Below are 17,884 nucleotides of genomic sequence, written 5' to 3'. Positions count from 1 at the left end.
CACGATGAACACCGCCAAGCAGACCGCCGCGGCGCCCGTGGCGGACGACGAGGAGACCGTCCTCGCGGACATCGCCGGAATGCTCCGGAACATGCTCGACGAGTACGGCCTCGACGACATCGAGATCGCCGCGGACAGCCGGTTCATGGAGGACCTCGAGCTGGAGAGCATCGACCTGGTCACCCTGGCGGGAACCCTGCAGGCCCGGTACGGACGGCAGGTCAACTTCGCCGAGTTCGTGGCCGGGCTGGAGCTCGACGAGATCATCGACCTCACCGTGGGGCGCCTGGTCGAGTACGTCGTCGGCTGCCTGAAGGCCGCCGGGGGGAGCTGACCGATGGCCATGGTCCACACCGGCGGACCGGACGGCGTCAGGCTCCATGTGCAGCGGCTCGGCCCCGGCCGGACCGGGCCCGGGACCCCCACCGCCGTGCTGGTGCACGGCCTGCTCACCGACAGCCTGGCCGCCTACTACTTCACCGTGGGCCCCGGGCTCGCCGCGGCCGGGGTCGACGTGGTCATGTACGACCAGCGGGGCCACGGGCGCAGCGAGCGCCCGGCGCACGGCTACCGGCTGGAGTCCTTCGTCGGGGACCTGGAGCGACTGCTCGACCGGCTGGGCATCCACGGCCCGGTGCACCTGGTCGGCAACTGCTTCGGCGGGACGGTCGCGTTCCAGTACGCCGTCCGCCACCCGGAGCGGGTGGCCGGCCTCTCGCTGATCGAGTCCGAACCGGCCACCCGCGCATGGGCGGCGAAGCTCGACAGGCTCCTCGGCTACACCGCGGCCCAGCTGTCGGAGCACGAGGCCGACGCCCTGGCCTGGATCGACGCCCACCACGGCGGGCACACCGCCCGGCTGGCCAGATCGGCGGCCCGGCTGGTGCGCACCACCACCATCGCCCAGGACATCCCGTCGAGCCCGGTGCTGGGCGAGGGCCGGATCCGCTCCGTGCACAGCCCGGTTCTCGCCCTCTACGGCGCCGATTCGGACATGGCAGCCCAGGCGCCGTGGCTGGAGTCGCTGCTGCCGTGCAGCCGGACGGTCGTCGTGCCGGGCCACGAGCACTCGGTCCTGGTCGAGGTGCCCGCCCTGGTGCTCGACCATGTCCTCGGCTGGATCGGCGATCCCGGAGGAAGGGCTACGACGGCAGTCCTCGCCGAGGTGGAGGCGGCCTCATGAGAGGTCCCCACACCGCCGGACGCCGCTTCTTGTTCGTCGTGCCGCCGCTCGTCGGGCACATCAATCCCACGCTCGGCGTCGGGGCCGAACTCGCCGCCCGAGGCCACCGGGTGGCCTGGGCCGGGAGCCCTGAGGTGGTGGGACGGCCGGCCGGGGACCGGACGGTGATCTTCCGGTGCGCGGTGCCCCCGCTCGGCGAGGGGGACCTCAGCGCCGTACGCCCCGCGGACGCGCGGGGCCCCGGCGCGCTCAAGTTCCTGTGGGAGCGCTTTTTGGTGCCGCTCGCCGAGGCGATGGCCCCAGGCGTACGGGCCGCGATCCAGGAGTTCCGGCCGGATGTGGTGGTCGCCGACCAGCAGGCCGTCGCCGGTGGCCTGGTCGCCGAGCGGCTGGGCGTGCCGTGGGCCACCTCGGCCACCACCTCGGCGGAGTTCACCGGGGCGCTGGACGGCATGCCTCGGGTCGGCGCCTGGCTGGAGGGGCTGATGGCGGGGGTGCGCACCCGGATCGGCGACCCGGCCGGGACGGCGGATCCCCGCTTCTCGCCCCATCTGGTGCTGGCCTTCACCACCGAGGAGCTGGCGGGCCGCCCCGTGCGGGCCGCGGAGCGGATCCGCTTCGTGGGCCCGTCGATCGCCGTCTCCGCCCGCCCCGCCGCACCCGGCTTCCCCTGGCATTGGCTCGACCCGGCGCGGCCGGCCGTCCTGGTCACGCTGGGCACCGTCAACGCCGACGCCGGGGCGCGCTTCCTCGCCGTCTGCCGGGAGGCCGCGCGCGCCCGCGCCGACCGTCTCCAGACGGTGCTCGTCGACCCCGCCGGTGCGCTTGCGACCGAGTCCGGCGCGGCGCGGGACGACGGCGTGCTGGTGGTGCGCGGGGTCCCGCAGCTGCCGCTGCTGGCGCGGGTCGCGGCCGTCGTGTGCCATGCCGGGCACAACACCGTGTGCGAGGCGCTGTGGCACGGCGTACCGCTGGTCGTGGCGCCCATCCGCGACGACCAGCCCGTGGTCGCCGGGCAGGTGGTGGCCGCCGGGGCGGGCGTGCGGGTGCGGTTCGGCCGGGTCACGGCGGCCGGTCTCGGCGAGGCCATCGACGCCGTCCTGTACGAGCCGGGCCATCGGGCGGCGGCCGAACGCGTCTCGGCGTCCTTCCGCGCGGCCGGCGGCGCCGCCGCGGCCGCCGACCACCTCGAACGGCTGGCAGCGCGGGCCACCACCCGGCCACCTTCACAGCCCTCACTGGAGGAGAGATGAGCAGCGGCGTCGAACCACCCACCGCACGCGGGACCGGCCGGGAGCACCCGCCGGCGGGGCCGGGAGCAGAGCCGGAGGGGCCGGGAGCAGAGCCGGAGGGGCGCGCGCCTGTCGACGGCGGCATGGGCATCCCGGAGGCGAGCCGAGCCCCGAAGAAGGGCGATCGCGCCGCGGCCGTCGCCGCGCTGCGCCCGCGCTACGCGGCGGATCTCGCGCGGGGCACCGGGCGATTCTTCGAGCCGCGCCGGGCGGACTGCCCGTGGTGCGGCTCGGCCCGGCTGGAGGAGCGGCTGCGCACCACCGACCTCTTCCAGCACAAGCCGGGCGGCTTCCGCCTGGATCGGTGCCGGGAGTGCGGCCATGTGTTCCAGAACCCGCGGCTGAGCGGCGAGGGCCTGGAGTTCTACTACCGGGACTTCTACGACGGCCTGGGCGAGAAGGACATGGGCGGTCTCTTCGCCGGGCGGCGGAAGACGTACATCAGGCGTGCCGAGTCGCTGCGGCCCTTCACCGAGACCCCGGGGAACTGGCTGGACGTCGGCACCGGGCACGGCCACTTCTGCGAGGCGGCCCGCGCGGTCTTCCCCGGCACCCTCTTCGACGGTCTTGACCTGAGCGCCGGGGTGGAGCTGGCCGAGCGGGCGGGCCGGGTGACGCGGGGCATCCGGGGCGGCTTCGTCGAGCGGGTGGCGGAACTGGCCGACGGCTATGACGTGGTGAGCATGTTCCACTATCTGGAGCACAGCACGGATCCCCGCGGGGAGCTGCGCGCGGCGCGGCGGGCGCTGCGCCCGGGCGGACATCTGCTGATCGACGTGCCCGACCCGGAGAGCCGCTTCTCCCGGCTGCTGGGCCGCTGGTGGCTGCCGTGGCTCCAGCCGCAGCACCTCCACTTCGTGCCCGTGGCCAATCTGCGCGCGGAACTGTCCGGGCTCGGCTTCACCGTGGTCGCCGAGGAGCACGCCCGGCCGCACGACCCGGTGGATCTGCTCGGCGCGGTGTGGCTGCTGCTGAACGCCGCCGCCCCGCCCGAGGACCAGCCCTGGCTGGCGCGGCCGCCGGGGCGGGCCCGCCGGCTGCTGCGCACGGCGATCGTGCTGGCGGGCCTCCCCGCCCTGCTGGTGGCCGCCGCGCTGGACCAATTCCTGATCAGGCCGCTGGCGGGCCGGCGCCATCTGTCCAACGCCTACCGGGTGGTCGCCCGGCGCGACTGACCGGGCCTGAGAAACCTCGAGCGAGCGGGCCCGCCGCGCCGTGGGACGACGGCGCGGCGGGGCGGCGTCAGCGGTGCTCGTAGCGGATGAGGGACCGCACCATGCGGCAGGTGGTGTCGGAGGGCGGGCGCACCCCGATCCGGGAGGCGGTGGTGCGTATCTTGCGGTTGGGCGCCTGCTCGGGGCGGTACACCCCGGAGTTGAGCAGGGCGATGGCCAGGCGCATGGCCTTCAGCCGGCGGTGGTGGGTCTCGTACCACTCGCGCGGACGTCCGGCGGGCACTCGTTTTGTCGGGAGGGTCGCATAGCTCGGCAGGTCCGGAAGAGGTGTGGCGGCAGCGGCCATCGGCTTCCTCCAAAGGAGGTCGGGGACCCTTGTTCTTGACCCCTCCATTCTACTGCCGGGCACCGACAAAATCCCCTGGCCACGGGCGGTTTGAGCGATTCCGGCAGGCCACTTTCGCAGCGCCTCGCGGACCGCCGCGCCGTACCGCGGGTGGCGTACGGAAGACGGGCAGGGTACTCCCCGGGGAGGGGCCCGGAATCCACCCGGTGTCAGCTGCCCTGTTCCGGAGGCCCGCTTAGGGTGCAGACATGATTCTGCGAAAAGCCCGGCTGCGCGGCCGGCGGCTGATGGTCTCGGCGGCAGCCGCGGTCGCCGTGATCGCGGGTGCGGGCACCTGGGCGGCCGTCGCAGCTGCGTCCGATGACCGCCCGTCCGTCCACCGCGAGGACCAGGTGCTGGACATGCCGGGTGCCCGCATCGACACCTCGTACTTCACCGCGGGCTCCGGCCGCAGGCCGGCGGTGTTGCTCGCCCACGGCTTCGGGGGCAGCAAGGACGATCTGCGGGACCAGGCCGAGGAGCTGGCCCGTGACGGTTACGCCGTGCTGACCTGGTCGGCGCGCGGCTTCGGCGCGTCGACGGGGAAGATCGGGCTGAACGACCCGGAGCGCGAGGGCGCCGATGTCCGGCGGCTGATCGACTGGCTGGCCAAGCGGCCCGAGGTGCGGCTCGACGCGGCCGGCGATCCCCGGGTGGGGGTGGCGGGCGCCTCGTACGGCGGGGCCGCCTCGCTGCTCGCCGCCGGGTACGACCGCCGCGTCGACGCCATCGCCCCCGCGATCACCTACTGGAACCTGGCCGACGCGCTCTTCCCCAAAGGTGTCTTCAAGAGCCTGTGGACCGGCATCTTCTTCACCACCGGCTCGGCGGACCCCACCGCCGGCCAGGCGCCCGGAGACCAGGAGAACCCGGGAGGCCAGGAGAACCCCGGAAGCCAGGAGAACCCGGGAGAGCGGCAGAACCGGGAAGCCCGGACAGGCCAGGAAGCCCAGGCAGGCCAGGCCGCGCAGGCAGGCAGGAAGGGCCAGGGCGGCCAGGGCTGCGGCCGGTTCGAGCAGCGGCTGTGCGCGATGTACGAGCGGGTCGCCGTGTCCGGCAAACCGGACGACGCCGCCCGCCGGCTGCTCGAGGCCCGCAGCCCGTCCGCCGTGGCCGACCGGATCAAGGTCCCGACCCTGATCCTCCAGGGCCAGACCGACTCGCTCTTCCCGCTCGACCAGTCGGACGCGATGGCCAAGGCCATCAAGGCCAACGGGGCACCCGTCGCCGTCGACTGGATCGCCGGCGGACACGACGGGGGCGATCCGGAGACCGGGCGCGTCACGGCCCGCACCCGGGCGTGGTTCGACCGCTATCTCAAGGGCGACAAGGGCGCCGACACCGGGCCCGCCTTCCGGATCACCCGCACCGGCGGGTTCGACTCCACCGACGGCGCCGCCCGGCTCCGCGGCGCGACGGGCGACAGCTATCCGGGGCTCACCGGCCACGGGCGGACCGTGCGGCTGAGCGGCGGTGAGCAGTCGTTCGCCAACCCGCCCGGCGGCGGACCGTCGGCCGTCTCCTCGGTGCCCGGTATCGCGGGTCTCTCCCAGGCCTCGTCCCTGGGCGTCGGGGTCTCGCTCGACTTCCCCGGCCAGTACGCCCGCTTCGACTCCGCGCCGCTGCGCCAGTCGCTGCGCATCACCGGCTCACCCACGGTCAGGGTGCGGGTGAAGGCGGACGCGCCCGACGCGGTGCTGTTCGCGAAGGTGTACGACGTGGGGCCCGACGGGAGGCAGGTGCTGCCCTCGCAGCTGGTCTCCCCCGTGCGGGTCATCGGCGCCGAGCAGGGCCGGACCGTCGAACTCCGGCTGCCCGCCGTCGACCACGAGGTGGAGCCGGGCCACCGGTTGCGGCTGGTGCTGTCCGCGACCGACCTCGGCTACGCCTCGCCGAACGAGCCCGCCGACTACACCGTCTCCCTCGCGGACGGCGGCCTGACGGTCCCCACCGCACCGGGCGTGCGCACCCAGTCCGCCGCTCTGGCCTGGTGGGTGTGGGGGCTGCCGCTGGTGGCCGCCGTGGTGGCGCTGGCCCTGCTGCTGACCGGCAGGAGGCGCACGGCCGCCCCGGCGCCCGACCCGGAGCTGGCCGAGGTGCCGCTGCGGATCACGGGGCTGAGCAAGCGGTACGCGAAGTCGGTCGACCGGTACGCGGTCAAGGACCTCTCCTTCACCGTGGAGAAGGGACAGGTCCTCGGTCTGCTCGGGCCCAACGGCGCGGGCAAGACCACCACCTTGCGGATGCTGATGGGGCTGATCACCCCCGACAGCGGTGAGATCCGCGTGTTCGGACACACCATCAGGCCCGGCGCCTCGGTGCTCTCCCGTGTGGGCGCCTTCGTCGAAGGGGCGGGCTTTCTGCCGCATCTGACCGGCCGGGCCAACCTGGAGCTGTACTGGCGGGCCACCGGCCGCCCGGCCGAGGACGCCCACCTGGACGAGGCGCTGGAGATCGCGGGGCTCGGCGACGCGCTGGAGCGCGCGGTGCGCACCTACTCCCAGGGCATGCGCCAGCGGCTGGCCATCGCCCAGGCCATGCTGGGCCTGCCCGATCTGCTGATCCTGGACGAGCCGACCAACGGGCTCGACCCGCCGCAGATCCGCGAGATGCGCGAGGTGATGATCCGGTACGCGGCGGCGGGCCGCACCGTGATCGTCTCCAGCCATCTGCTCGCGGAGGTCGAGCAGTCCTGCACCCATCTGGTGGTCATGGACCGCGGCCGGCTCGTCGAGACGGGCCCGGTCGAGGAAATCGCCGGCACCGGGAGCAGTCTGCTGGTCGGCCACGAGGGCGAGCTGAGCGACGCCCTGGTGGAGAAGGTGGGCGCGCTGCCGGGGGTCGCCTCCGCGGCGCGTACCGGCGACGGGCTGCTGGTGCGCCTCGACGGCACCGGCCCCGCGCGGCTACTCAACGAACTGGTGCGCCTGGAGATCCCGGTGACCAGCTTCGGGCCCAACCGGCGCCTGGAGGACGCGTTCTTGACCCTGATCGGAGCGCCAGAATGAGCGTGTCTTGGCGCGCTGCGTGGGCTGGACTGAGGAGCCGCGCAGCGACGAAGGAGCGAGCAGTGACGAGGGAAGCCCACGCGTGGAAGCGCGCCAAGACTGAGCGGGGAGGACAGCCCGCATGAGCGTGCCGCAGGAGCGAGCAGTGGCGAAGGAATCCCGCGCGTTGAAGCGCGCCGAGGTCGAGCGGGAGGGTGGCGCATGAGTTCCCTGGTGGAGGCGGCGCCCGGACACCGTCCGGGCCGTACCCTGCCCCTGCGGGTCGAGGCGGTCCGGCAGCTGCGCCGGCGCCGGACCCTGGTGATGGCGACGGTGCTGGCCGCGCTGCCGTTCGTGCTGGTCGCGGCCTTCGCGCTCGGCGGCACCCCGGAGGGGCGCGAGAACCGGACCACGCTCATGGTCACCGCGACGGCCTCCGGGGCCAACTTCGCCGCCACGGCGCTGTTTGTCTCGGCCGCGTTCCTGCTGGTCGTGCCGGTGGCGCTGTTCTGCGGGGACACCGTGGCGGCCGAGGCCAACTGGTCCTCGCTGCGCTATCTGCTGGCCGCGCCGGTGCCCAGGACCCGGCTGCTGCTGAGCAAGCTCGCCGTGGCGCTGGGGTTCAGCGCGGCCGCCATCGTGCTGCTGCCGCTGGTGGCGCTGGTGGTGGGGACGGTGGCGTACGGCTGGGAGCCGCTGCGGCTCCCCACGGGCGGTTCGCTGGCCACGGGCGAGGCGCTGGGCCGGCTCGCCGTCGTGGTCGCGTACATCTTCCTGTCCCAACTGGTCACCGCGGCGCTGGCGTTCTGGCTGTCCACCGTCACCGACGCCCCGCTGGGCGCGGTCGGCGGGGCGGTCGGGCTGACCATCGTGGGCAATGTCCTGGACGCGGTCACCGCGCTCGGCTCCTGGCGTGACTTCCTGCCCGCGCACTGGCAGTTCGCCTGGCTCGACGCGCTTCAGCCGCATGCGGAGTGGAGCGGCATGGTGCAGGGCGTGTCGGTCTCGGTGGCGTATGCGCTGGTGCTGATCGCGCTGGCCTTCCGCGGGTTCAGCCGCAAGGACATCGTCTCCTGACGCACGGCCGTCCCGTTCCCGCCCGCGAGTGCTCCGGCGCGCCATGACATGCTGAGACGTTGTGGCGCGCCGGACGGGTCGGCGAACGTCCGGCGTGACAGGGAAGGTCGATGAGGCTCTGCTTTCTGGTGGAGGAGCACTACCGCCACGACGGTATGCCGTTGGAGGTGATCCGGCAGCTCACCGCCTGGGGACACCGGGTGGATGTGGTGTGGCCCGGGAGTTCGCTGGTGAGCGTGGCGGAGGCGGTGGGGGCGGGCAGCCATGACGCCTGGGTGCTCAAGACGGTCTCCGGGGGTCCGGGCCTGACGCTGCTGGAGGCCGCGGCTGCCGTGGGGCTGACGACGGTCAATGACGCGCGGTCGATTCGCGGGGTGCGGGACAAGGTGCTGGCGGCGGCGATCGGCGCCGCCCGGGGGCTGCCGATGCCGCGGACCTATGCGGCGGCCCGGCCCGAGTCGCTGGCGGAGATTCCGGAGGCGGAGTTTCCGCTGGTGGTCAAGCCCGCTGACGGGAGTTCGGGGCGGGCGGTGCGGCTGGTGTCCTCCCCCGACCGGCTGGCCGGGCTGCGGGCGGAGCTGACGGGGGAAGGGATGCTGATAGCCCAGCCGTATGTGGCCAACTCCGGGGTCGATCTGAAGGTCTACTGCGTGGGCGGCGAGCTGTACGCGACCGAGCGCAGCTCGCCGCTGCACCCCGAGGGGCCGGTGCGCGAGCGACGGGTGCCGCTGTCCGCCGAGGTGGGCCGGATCGCCGCCGAGGCCGGGGCGGCCTTCGGCCTGGATCTGTACGGCGTGGATGTGCTGCTGGGCCCGGACGGCCCGGTGATCGTCGATGTGAACGACTTCCCGAGCTTCCGTCAGGTGCCGGACGCGGCGGCACGGGTGGGACGGGCCGTCCTGGAACTGGCCCGCCGGGGTGCGAGCGGTACGGGGGCGGGGGCTGCGGCCGCGGTGCCCGCCAGGGCGCGGGCGCGGGTGGCGGAACAGGTCCCCGCGAGCGCCGGCGAGGGCCGATGAGGATCGGTCTGATCACCCCGGAGCCGGACCATCCGCTGCTGGCGGCCACGGCCGCGCTGCTGACGCCCCGGCACCGGGTGGAGGTAGTGGACCCGGGCGCCTGGGAGGGCGGGCCGGAAGATCCTGACTCCTTGGGGACACCCGCCGATGTCTATCTGCTGAAGGCGCGGACGCCCCGCGCGCTCGCCCTGGCCCGCTGCCTGGAGGAGCGTGGCGCCCCGGTGCTGAACGCGGCGGGGGCGACCGGGCTGTGCCAGGACCGGACGGCGATGGCCGCGCTGGCGCTCCGGGCCGGGCTGCCGTTCGCGCGCACCCGGACCGTGCCGGCCCTCGCCCGGCTCATCGGCGAGGAGCCCGCGTATCCGGTGGTGGTCAAGAGCCGGCACAGCCGGCGGCACGATCTGGTGGCCCGGGTCGACGACGCCGCCGGGCTGCGCGCCCTGGCCACCGTCTGGTCGGATGAGCCGGTGGTGGTGCAGCCGTTCACCGAGAACAGCGGCTGGGACCACAAGCTGTGGGTGATCGCGGGCCGGGTCTTCGCGGCCGTGCGCCGGTCGGAGCTGGCGGACCCCGCCCGCGGCCCTGCGCTGCCGCTGGCGCCGGGGGACCTGCCGGACGGCTGGGCGCGGCTGGCGCTGCGGGCCGGATCGGTCTTCGGACTGCAGGTGTACGGCGTGGATGTGATCGACGCGGGCGGCGGGGCGCCGCTGATCGTGGACATCAACGCCTTTCCGGGGGTGCGCGGCCAGGCCGGGGCCCCCGCGGCACTGGCGGACCTGGCGGTGCGTACCGCCGAGCAGGGCGCCGTCCCGGCCCGCTGAGCCGTCATGGGTGGCTCCGGTCCCGCTGAGCCCGTCGCGGGCGGATCCGGTCCCGGACCGCGGCGCGGAGTCGATTGAGCGGGCCTGGGCCCGGGGATCATTGTGGGGAGGGGCCGTGGCGTCCGGGCCCCGGGCCCGGGCATTCGGACACGGCCCGGCGAGGCAGATGCCGATGCGCAAGGACGATTCCGCGAGGTCCCGCGGCGGGGCCGGGGAAATCGGGCATCAGCGGGCCGCGCCGCTCTCGGCGGCGATCGAGGTCGATGCCCGGGGATATATCACGGCCTGGGGGGCCGATGCGGCGCGGCTGCTCGGGTACCAGCCCGGCGACATGCTGGGGCATCCGGTGCGGGATCTCCTCGCCGGGGATCTCCCCGCCTCGGCCCGGAGGTATCTGCGCGCGCAGCCGGGCGACGGGTGGAGCGGCCCGATCATGGCCAGGCACCGGGGCGGGCATCGCGTACCGCTGGCGGTCCAGGCACATCCGCTGACCGACGCCCGCGGTGGGATCCACTGGCTCGTGGTGGCGGGCAGGGAAGCGGAGGCCCGGCCCGGCCCGGAGCCCGGCCCCCCGGGGCTGTCCGAGGAGGAGCGGCTGCTGGAGAACTGGACGCTGGCCCAGATGCCGATTCCCGTGGCGGTCTACAACGCCCAGGCACGGCTGGTGGGCGCGAACGTGGCCATGACCCGTCTCATGGGGCGGTCGGTGGACCGGATGCGCGGGCTGCGCCTGCGCGAGATGGACCCGCGGCCCATCGTCCAGGAGCTCGACCGGCTCCAGGAGCAGGTCATCCGCACCGGAGAAGGGCTGAGCCACGAGGGCTTCGACCCCGCCCGGACCGTCTACCTGATCCCCGTGAAGGACGCGATGGGCGTAGTGCGGGGCCTGTCGGCGGTGGTCTTCGACTACACCGAGCAGTACCGGGCCCGCCGTCGGCTGGTCATCGTGGCCGAGGCCAGCGGCCGGATCGGCACCACCTTGGACGTGACGCGGACGGCGCAGGAGCTGGCGGACGTGGCGGTCGACCGGTTCGCCGACTTCGTCACGGTCGACCTGCTGGACGCGATCTACCACGGTCAGGAGCCGATGGTGAGGCCGGCGAGCCGGGCCGTGGACTTCCGCCGTATCGCGCAGCAGTCCGTCCTGGCGGGCTGCCCGGAGGCGGCGCTGGAGGCCGGAGGCGCGGAGTCGTGGCCGGAGTACTCGCCTCCCGCCCAGGCCCTGACGGCCGGCCGTGGGGTGCGGCACTCGATCCGGGACGAGGAGATCCGGCGCTGGATCAGGGAGGTTCCCCGGCGTGCCGAGTCGGTGCACCGGTACGGGATCCATTCGATGATGGCGGTGCCGCTGATCGCCCGGGGCACCACTCTGGGGGTCGCGATGTTCTACCGCCACCGGACGCGCGATCCGTTCGACGACGACGATCTGCTGCTGGCCGAGGAGATCACCGCGCGGGCCGCGGTGTGCGTGGACAACGCCCGCCGCTACACGCGCGAGCGCGCCGTCTCACTGGCCATCCAGCGCAGCATGCTGCCGCGTACGGGGATGCGGCAGGTGGCCGCGTCGATCGCCTCCCGCTACCTTCCGGCGCGCACCGCGGCGGGGGTCGGGGGCGACTGGTTCGACGTCATCAGGCTCTCGGGGGCCCGGATCGCCCTGGTCGTGGGCGATGTCGTGGGGCACGGGGTGCACGCGGTGGCGACCATGGGGCGGCTGCGGACCGCGGTGCGCACACTCGCCGACATCGGCCTTCCCCCGGACGAGCTGCTCACCCACCTGGACGATCTGGTCATCCGCCTGGACGAGGAGGAATTCCACACCGCCGAGGCCGAGCCCCGCCACCAGACCGGCGATGACGCGGCCGAGGAGCGGAAGGACAGCACCGGCGAGCTGGGCGCGACCTGTCTGTACGGGGTGTACGACCCGATCACCCGCACGGCCTCCTTCGCCAGCGCCGGCCATCCCGCGCCCGTCGTGGTCACCCCCGGCGGCGCGGTCACGCTGCCGCGTGTGCCCCCGGGGCCGCCGCTGGGCGTGGGGGGCCTGCCGTTCGAGACCGTCGATCTGGAGCTCCCGGAGGACAGCACGCTCGTCCTGTACACGGACGGGCTGCTGCGGTCCACCACCGTCGACCCCGACGAGGGGCTGGCGCTGCTGTGCCGGGCGCTGGCCGGGCCCGCCGAGTCGGCCGAGCAGATGTGCCAGTCCGTGCTGGACGTCCTCACCCCGGAGCGGGGCAGTGACGACATCGCCCTGCTGATCGCCCGGACCCGCACCCTGGACACCGGCAGCGTGGCTACCCGGGATGTGTCGGCCACTCCGGCCACCGTCGCCGAGGCGCGCCGGTGGGCCACGCGGCAGCTGATGGCCTGGGGCCTGGAGGAGGCGGTCTTCACCACCGAGCTTGTGGTGAGCGAGCTGGTCACCAACGCCATCCGCCACGCCAGCAGCCCCATCCAGCTGCGGCTGATCCATGACACCGGGCTGATCTGCGAGGTCTCCGACGCCAGCAGCACCGCCCCGCATATGCGCCGGGCCCGCAGCTTCGACGAGGGGGGACGGGGCCTGCTGCTCGTCGCCCAGCTCACCCAGCGGTGGGGCACCCGGCAGACCCCGCACGGCAAAGTCATCTGGGCCGAGCAGAGCCTCCCGCCGGGCCATGTGAACGACGCCCTTTCGATCTCCGCCTGAAATGCGAGCAGCCTGGGGCAGAGTTACGGCGTCTTCATGGGTACAAGGTGAGACAGGGGGGCCGTTGTGAACTGCAGTCAGTGCGGAGCGCCGGTCATCCAGGGGCCCACCGGCGGTTGGAGCTGTAACAACTGCGGGGCCTCGGGATGACCGGCGTGGAACGAAGACCGCCGTACCGCCCTACTTGGCGTACAGCAGGGTTCCGTAGCCCAGCTGGTCGAAGCCACCGCTCGTGGAGCCGTAGTCTCCACCGCCGCCCTCGGGGCGGACCTTCTCCGCCATGGCCGTGATGTACGGGACGGACAGGCCCCGGCGCCTGGCGTAGTGGTAGTGCAGGATGTCCCACACCGGCCGGATCTGGCCGCGGCTCGCGGCGGAGATCGCGGTGTGGGACTGCTGGTCGCAGTTCTGGCCGGAGCCCCAGGTGTAGGTGGTGAAGGGGACGTCCTGGCCGAGGTTGTACTTGGCGACGTACTGGGCGGCCTTCATGAAGCGGTTGTTGTCGTAGCCGTACAGGTCGTCGCCCTGGGACCAGGCCATCTCGCAGAAGGCGCCCATCTGGCCCATGCCCATCATGGTGTGGCCCTGGTCGCGGCCGGACTCCTGCCACTGGGCGAGGCCCTGGCTGTCGTACACGAACGGGATGGCGTGCTTGATCGAGCCGTTGCCCGCGCCGTTCTTGAAGTAGTTCACGGCCTGGTCGTACTTGGCCCCGTCATCGCACAGGATGCCGATGGCCAGGATCGAGTTCATGTTGCACAGGTCCCAGTTGGCCCAGTAGTGGGTGATGCAGGCGTCGTTGTGACCGGTGAGGAACTGGTTGTTCAGCGGGTAGAAGACATTGAGCATCATCCTCTTGAACCGGTTGAGGTCGAAGCCGGAGTAGCCGCGCATCAGCTCGCCGGCGTTGGCGAACTGGTAGCCGTAGATCCCGGCGGCCAGGAACCGGTCGGAGGTTCCGGTGACCGTGGTGAGCTTGGCGGACCAGGCGTTGAGGATGTCCCGGGCGGTGTCTCCGTGGGCGGTGGTCCCGGCGATCTTCCAGCGCAGGGCGTTCTGGTAGGCGGCGTGGATGTCGTTGTAGAGGATGCCGTAGTTCTCGCCGGTGCCGCCGCGGATGATGGTGGCCTGCGGGTTGGCCTTCCAGCCTGACTGTGCGTGCGAGTTGGCGATCAGCCGGTTCCAGCCGGCCAGCCACGGGTCGTCCCCGGCGGCCACCCGTACCTTGGCCCGGTTGAGCTCGCCGTAGGCGTTCAGCATGCCCGGGTGGGTGAAGGTGGCCGGGGCGGCGTCGGCGGAGCCCGCGGTGACGGCGGTGGCGATGCCGCCGGCGGCGCCCGCCAGCGCGAGCCCTCCGGCGGCCTTCAGCACTCCGCGGCGGCTGAGCTTGTGTGTGTTCTCGCGGCTCATCGAGAAGTCACTCCCATCGTGGGGGGTCGTGGGGGGGGTGCGGGTGTGGGGGGTGCGAAATGGGGGGTGTGGGGGATGGGGGGTGGTGCGGGATGTGGTCAGAGTGGTGATCGCGCCACGTGGCGGAGCCCGCCGAGGAGGTGGGCCCGGAAGGCGGGATCGTCGTACGCCTCACAGGTGTGTCCGAGCGCGGTGTAGAACACCCGAGCGCCGTCGTGCTCATGACACCAGACGAGCGGATGGTCGTCCCCCATCCCCCCGCCCTCGTACGAGGCCTCGTCGGCGGAGGCCAGCACCCGCACCGCACCGCGCGGGCTGGCCCGGAAGTCGTACCACTCGTCGGTGAACGCCCAGGTGGCGCCCAGATGGCTGGTCGCCGGGTGGTCCCGGTCCTCGATGGTGAGGACGCCCGGCTGCAGCGCGGGGTGGCGGTCGAAGCGGGCCCCGAGCAGCTCGCCGTAGTACGGCCAGCCGTATTCGGTGCACGCGGCGGCGTGGACACCCATGAACCCGCCGCCCGCCCCGCAGAAGGCCCGCAGCGCCTCCCGCCCCTCGGGGGTGAGCACATCACCGCTGGTGGAGAGGAACACCACGGCCGCGAAGCGGTCGAGGCCGCTTTCGAGGGCCCGCGGGTCCTCCGTGGCCACCACGTCGAAGCCGTGCTCGGCGCCGAGCTCACGGAAGGCGCGGACGCCGTCGGGGATGGAGTCGTGCCGATAGGCGGTGGTGCGGGTGCAGACGAGGAACCTCGGCCGGCTCTGCGCCATGGTGGTCGCTCCAAGAAGGCGTGCGGTGGCGGAACTGTGGAAAGCGATTACCATGATGAGGGCACCTCACCGTGACGTCTTCCATCGCTACCAGACGCGAAACTTTTCGATAGCTCCCGCAGCGGGTTCCACCGTCTCAGGAAGCTATCTCAGAGACCGTTTTCTAAGGCGCGCCCCGGCCCTGCGGGCGGCCGGGGCCTCCGGTGGACGCGCGGATGACGATGTGCGTGCCGAGCACCTGATGCTGGCTCTCGGGCAGTTCCTCGCGGTGCAGCGCCAGCCGCACCGCGGTGCGCCCCAGCTCCTCGTGCGGTACGTGCACGGTGGTCAGCGCCGGGTAGACGTCGATCGCCACCGGAATGTCGTCGTAACCGGCCAGCGAGACGTCCTCGGGCACCCGGAGGCCACCCTCGCGCAGCGCCTGCAGCGCCCCCGCCGCCACCATGTCGGTCCCCGCGAACACCGCGCTGAAATCCGCCCCGGAGGCCAGCAGCTCCTGAGCCGCGCGGTAGCCGTGGGTGCGGGTGAAGTTTCCGTCCACGATCAGGGCCGGATCCGGGCTCAGGCCCATCAGCTCATGGGCCCGGGTGAAGCCGCTGATGCGCTGGGTGCTCGTGGACAGGCCCGGGACCCGGGCCAGATACGCGATGCGCCGGTGTCCCGCGCTGAGCAGGTGGGTGGTCATCGCGAAGGCGCCGGCCTCGTTGTCGTAGTCCACGACGGTGGCCGGCACGCCCTCGCCCAGCGGCGGCCTGCCGACCAGCACCAGCCGCGAGCCCACCCGGTCCAGGGCGTGCGCGAAGTGGGTCATCCGGTCCTGGTAGGCCTTGTCCTCCCAGGCGCCGCCGACCACGATCACCGCGTCGGCCCGCTGCTCGCGCATCATCTCCACCACGGCGAGGACGCGCTGCGGGTCGCCGTGCGTGGTGCACAGCATGCACAGCCGCCCCTCGGCGGACGCCTGTTCCTCCACGCCGCGCGCGATGTGCGCGTAGAAGGGTCCGGTCACATCGTCGACGACGAACGCCACCGTCTTGTTGGTGGACCCGCCGAGCGCGCGGGCGTGCGCGTTGACCACGTAGTCCAGCTCGCGCATCGCCTTGAGCACCCTGGCCCTGGTGGCCGCGGCCACCGGATAGGTGCCGCCCATGACGCGGGAGACGGTGGACGCGGACACCCCGGCGCGCTTGGCGACGTCCCTGACCGTGGACACGTCCCTGCCCGCGGTGGACTCGGCCCGCCTGCCCGCCTTGCCCGAGCCGGTCGCCTCTGCTGCCTCGTTCACGTAGGCCTTTCCCCTCGGCCCCTTCTTCTCAGGGCTCGGTTCTCCCCAGCTGCCGCTGGGAGGTGCCCCCAGCCCCCGCGTAACCGTTCACGATAGCCGAGCGGGGGCCCTCCCGGGCCCGGCTCAGCGAGCGCGGGAGCTGACCTGCCGCGGGCGCAGCAGGAAACGCTGGGTCTTGCCACTCGACGTCTTCGGCAGCTCGGCGACGAAGTGCACGCGCCGCGGGTAGGCGTGCTTGGCCAGCCGGTCCTTGACCAGCTGCTGCAGTTCGGCGGCGAGGGCGTCGGGGTCCGAAGGCGACGAGGCCCCCGCGCGCAGCACCACGAAGGCCTCCATGACCTCGCCGTGTTCCTCGTGCGGGACACCGACCGCGGCCGCCTCCGCCACGGACTCGTGCTCCAGCAGCACGCTCTCCACCTCGAACGGGCCGATGCGGTACCCGGCCATCAGGATCACATCGTCGCTGCGCCCGGAGAAGAACAGATGGCCGTCCTCGTCCCGTGCGGCGGTGTCGCCGGAGTAGAACCAGTGTCCGTCGGGGCTGAACTTCTCAGCGGTGCGCTCCGGGGCGTCGCGGTAGCCCTCGAACCACATCAGCGGGCTCTTCGTGATGTCCATCGCCACCCGGCCGGGCATGCCGGGCTGGGCGACGGCGGAGTTGGTGTCCTCGCGCAGGACGGTCACGCTCCAGCCGGGCAGGGGCCGGCCCATGGAGCCGGGCTTGAGGTCGGTGCGCAGCGCGGGGTGCCAGGCGTTGGCGATGGCCATGCCCAGCTCGGTGGAGCCGTAGTGGTCGCGCACCGGGATGCCGAGGGTCTGTTCCGCCCAGGTGACCACGTCGGCCGGGAGCGGCTCGCCGGCGGCGGAGGCGCACCGCAGCCGCACTCCGTCGGGGGCGGGCGTGCCGCGCAGCTTGCGGTAGACGGTGGGGCCCGCGGTGAAGTTGGTGACGTTGAAGCGGGACAGCACCGCCCATGTCGCCTCGGCGGAGAACAGGCTGTTGAACAGCAGGCTGCGCAGGCCGAGGGCGAGCGGGGCGATGATGGCGTAGTACAGCCCGTAGGCCCAGCCCGGGTCCGCGGCGTTCCAGAACACATCGGTGGGCCGGTGGTCGAGGCCGAACTCCTGGTACATGGCGAATCCCGCGACGGCCCGCAGCGGGATGGGCACCGCCTTGGGCGGGCCGGAGGTGCCGGAGGTGAACAGCTCCACGATGGTGGCGTCCCCGCCGAGGGCGACCGGCGTGTCCAGCGGCGGGTGTGCCGCCAGCAGCTCGGCGAAGGACAGGTCGCCTTCCTCGGTGGGCCCGGTGGTGACGATCCGCCACGGCCGGTCCGCGGGGAGGTCGGGGCCCGCGGCCAGCTTGGGGCGCTGCCCGGCGTCCGTGATCACGACCTTGGTGCCGTTGCCGGTGACCCGCAGGGCGATGGCCGGGGGTGCGAACGCCGTGAACAGGGGCACCTGGACGGCGCCGATCCGCCAGATCGCGAGTGTCGCGACGAGCAGTTCGGCGGACTTGCCCATCAGCGTGGCGACCCGGTCGCCGGGGCCCACCCCGAGGCCCGTCAGGGCGCTCGCCATCCGCGCGGAGGCCTCACCGAGTTCGCCGAAGGTCATGTCGTGCCCGTTGAGGTCGGCGCCGACCACCGTGAAGGCGACGGCGTCGGCCGGGTGCCGGTCGCACAGCAGATGGGCGGTGCACGCCGCCGGGTCTCCGAAGGTCTTGAGCAGGTCGGCCATGCGCTGTTCCGGGCTGGTCAAGTGGGCTCCTCGTGCGTGCGGGCGAGCGGA

General features: G+C 73.1%; 14 protein-coding genes. 9 read left to right on the top strand and 5 right to left on the bottom strand.

Going from position 1 to position 17,884, the window contains the following annotated elements; translation table 11 throughout:
* Window positions 1-4 precede the first annotated feature (4 nt).
* From ACFZDL_RS29620 to ACFZDL_RS29605, 4 genes are all read left to right on the top strand, one after another.
* A complete protein-coding gene (locus tag ACFZDL_RS29620) occupies window positions 5-334 on the top strand; it encodes a phosphopantetheine-binding protein (RefSeq protein WP_353596402.1) in 330 nt (109 codons plus the stop codon).
* 3 nt (window positions 335-337) lie between these two features.
* The gene (locus ACFZDL_RS29615) at window positions 338-1,183 is read left to right on the top strand and encodes an alpha/beta hydrolase (RefSeq protein ID WP_353596403.1); all 846 of its coding nucleotides are present in this window, start codon (window positions 338-340) and stop codon (window positions 1,181-1,183) included.
* Window positions 1,180-2,436, top strand: a complete 1,257-nt coding sequence (locus ACFZDL_RS29610; protein WP_353596404.1) for a glycosyltransferase — start codon at window positions 1,180-1,182, stop codon at window positions 2,434-2,436. Before ACFZDL_RS29615 ends, ACFZDL_RS29610 begins: the two co-directional genes overlap by 4 nt.
* A gap of 122 nt (window positions 2,437-2,558) precedes the next feature.
* Window positions 2,559-3,650, top strand: coding sequence for a methyltransferase domain-containing protein (locus tag ACFZDL_RS29605; protein ID WP_391192897.1), 1,092 nt, complete (start codon window positions 2,559-2,561; stop codon window positions 3,648-3,650).
* Between the two features lie 67 nt (window positions 3,651-3,717).
* Here ACFZDL_RS29605 and ACFZDL_RS29600 read toward each other — a convergent pair whose 3' ends face one another.
* Complete coding sequence (locus ACFZDL_RS29600; protein ID WP_353596406.1) at window positions 3,718-3,996, bottom strand: hypothetical protein; 279 nt, start codon at window positions 3,994-3,996, stop codon at window positions 3,718-3,720.
* 248 nt (window positions 3,997-4,244) lie between these two features.
* Here ACFZDL_RS29600 and ACFZDL_RS29595 point away from each other — a divergent pair, with 248 nt between their 5' ends.
* The 5 genes from ACFZDL_RS29595 to ACFZDL_RS29575 all read left to right on the top strand — a co-directional run bounded on the left by ACFZDL_RS29595 (window position 4,245) and on the right by ACFZDL_RS29575 (window position 12,631).
* A complete protein-coding gene (locus tag ACFZDL_RS29595; protein WP_353596407.1) occupies window positions 4,245-7,043 on the top strand; it encodes an alpha/beta fold hydrolase in 2,799 nt (932 codons plus the stop codon).
* 201 nt (window positions 7,044-7,244) lie between these two features.
* Window positions 7,245-8,099 carry an ABC transporter permease gene (locus tag ACFZDL_RS29590; protein ID WP_353596408.1) on the top strand — a complete coding sequence of 285 codons (855 nt, stop codon included), beginning with the start codon at window positions 7,245-7,247 and terminating at the stop codon, window positions 8,097-8,099.
* A 110-nt stretch (window positions 8,100-8,209) separates the two neighbouring features.
* Complete coding sequence (locus tag ACFZDL_RS29585) at window positions 8,210-9,118, top strand: ATP-grasp domain-containing protein (RefSeq protein ID WP_353596409.1); 909 nt, start codon at window positions 8,210-8,212, stop codon at window positions 9,116-9,118.
* On the top strand, window positions 9,115-9,939 hold the full coding sequence (locus ACFZDL_RS29580) for an alpha-L-glutamate ligase (protein ID WP_353596410.1): 825 nt from the start codon (window positions 9,115-9,117) through the stop codon (window positions 9,937-9,939). Before ACFZDL_RS29585 ends, ACFZDL_RS29580 begins: the two co-directional genes overlap by 4 nt.
* Before the next feature lie 166 nt (window positions 9,940-10,105).
* The gene (locus ACFZDL_RS29575; RefSeq protein WP_391192873.1) at window positions 10,106-12,631 is read left to right on the top strand and encodes a SpoIIE family protein phosphatase; all 2,526 of its coding nucleotides are present in this window, start codon (window positions 10,106-10,108) and stop codon (window positions 12,629-12,631) included.
* A gap of 180 nt (window positions 12,632-12,811) precedes the next feature.
* On the opposite strand, the gene ACFZDL_RS29570 is transcribed toward ACFZDL_RS29575, so the two are convergent.
* The 4 genes from ACFZDL_RS29570 to ACFZDL_RS29555 form a co-directional block, all read right to left on the bottom strand.
* The gene (locus ACFZDL_RS29570) at window positions 12,812-14,041 is read right to left on the bottom strand and encodes an alginate lyase family protein (RefSeq protein ID WP_353596412.1); all 1,230 of its coding nucleotides are present in this window, start codon (window positions 14,039-14,041) and stop codon (window positions 12,812-12,814) included.
* Between the two features lie 98 nt (window positions 14,042-14,139).
* On the bottom strand, window positions 14,140-14,808 hold the full coding sequence (locus ACFZDL_RS29565) for a ThuA domain-containing protein (protein ID WP_353596413.1): 669 nt from the start codon (window positions 14,806-14,808) through the stop codon (window positions 14,140-14,142).
* A gap of 163 nt (window positions 14,809-14,971) precedes the next feature.
* Window positions 14,972-16,021 (bottom strand): substrate-binding domain-containing protein, encoded by a 1,050-nt coding sequence (locus tag ACFZDL_RS29560; RefSeq protein WP_391192895.1) that lies wholly within the window; start codon window positions 16,019-16,021, stop codon window positions 14,972-14,974.
* A 195-nt stretch (window positions 16,022-16,216) separates the two neighbouring features.
* The gene (locus ACFZDL_RS29555) at window positions 16,217-17,854 is read right to left on the bottom strand and encodes an AMP-binding protein (RefSeq protein ID WP_353596415.1); all 1,638 of its coding nucleotides are present in this window, start codon (window positions 17,852-17,854) and stop codon (window positions 16,217-16,219) included.
* Window positions 17,855-17,884: the final 30 nt, after the last annotated feature.

The sequence above is a fragment of the Streptomyces sp. NPDC007917 genome, from assembly GCF_042959105.1.
Taxonomy (GTDB): Bacteria; Actinomycetota; Actinomycetes; order Streptomycetales; family Streptomycetaceae; genus Streptomyces.
The sequence above is the reverse complement of the archived record's forward strand: the minus strand, read 5'-3'. Positions and strand labels throughout refer to the sequence as shown.

Bases quoted from the DNA above. Each gene is read 5' to 3' on its own strand.
- ACFZDL_RS29620 (WP_353596402.1), top strand. From the start codon at position 5: ATGAACACCGCCAAGCAGACCGCCGCGGCGCCCGTGGCGGACGACGAG.
- ACFZDL_RS29615 (WP_353596403.1), top strand. From the start codon at position 338: ATGGCCATGGTCCACACCGGCGGACCGGACGGCGTCAGGCTCCATGTG.
- ACFZDL_RS29610 (WP_353596404.1), top strand. From the start codon at position 1,180: ATGAGAGGTCCCCACACCGCCGGACGCCGCTTCTTGTTCGTCGTGCCG.
- ACFZDL_RS29605 (WP_391192897.1), top strand. From the start codon at position 2,559: ATGGGCATCCCGGAGGCGAGCCGAGCCCCGAAGAAGGGCGATCGCGCC.
- ACFZDL_RS29600 (WP_353596406.1), bottom strand. From the start codon at position 3,996: ATGGCCGCTGCCGCCACACCTCTTCCGGACCTGCCGAGCTATGCGACC.
- ACFZDL_RS29595 (WP_353596407.1), top strand. From the start codon at position 4,245: ATGATTCTGCGAAAAGCCCGGCTGCGCGGCCGGCGGCTGATGGTCTCG.
- ACFZDL_RS29590 (WP_353596408.1), top strand. From the start codon at position 7,245: ATGAGTTCCCTGGTGGAGGCGGCGCCCGGACACCGTCCGGGCCGTACC.
- ACFZDL_RS29585 (WP_353596409.1), top strand. From the start codon at position 8,210: ATGAGGCTCTGCTTTCTGGTGGAGGAGCACTACCGCCACGACGGTATG.
- ACFZDL_RS29580 (WP_353596410.1), top strand. From the start codon at position 9,115: ATGAGGATCGGTCTGATCACCCCGGAGCCGGACCATCCGCTGCTGGCG.
- ACFZDL_RS29575 (WP_391192873.1), top strand. From the start codon at position 10,106: ATGCCGATGCGCAAGGACGATTCCGCGAGGTCCCGCGGCGGGGCCGGG.
- ACFZDL_RS29570 (WP_353596412.1), bottom strand. From the start codon at position 14,041: ATGAGCCGCGAGAACACACACAAGCTCAGCCGCCGCGGAGTGCTGAAG.
- ACFZDL_RS29565 (WP_353596413.1), bottom strand. From the start codon at position 14,808: ATGGCGCAGAGCCGGCCGAGGTTCCTCGTCTGCACCCGCACCACCGCC.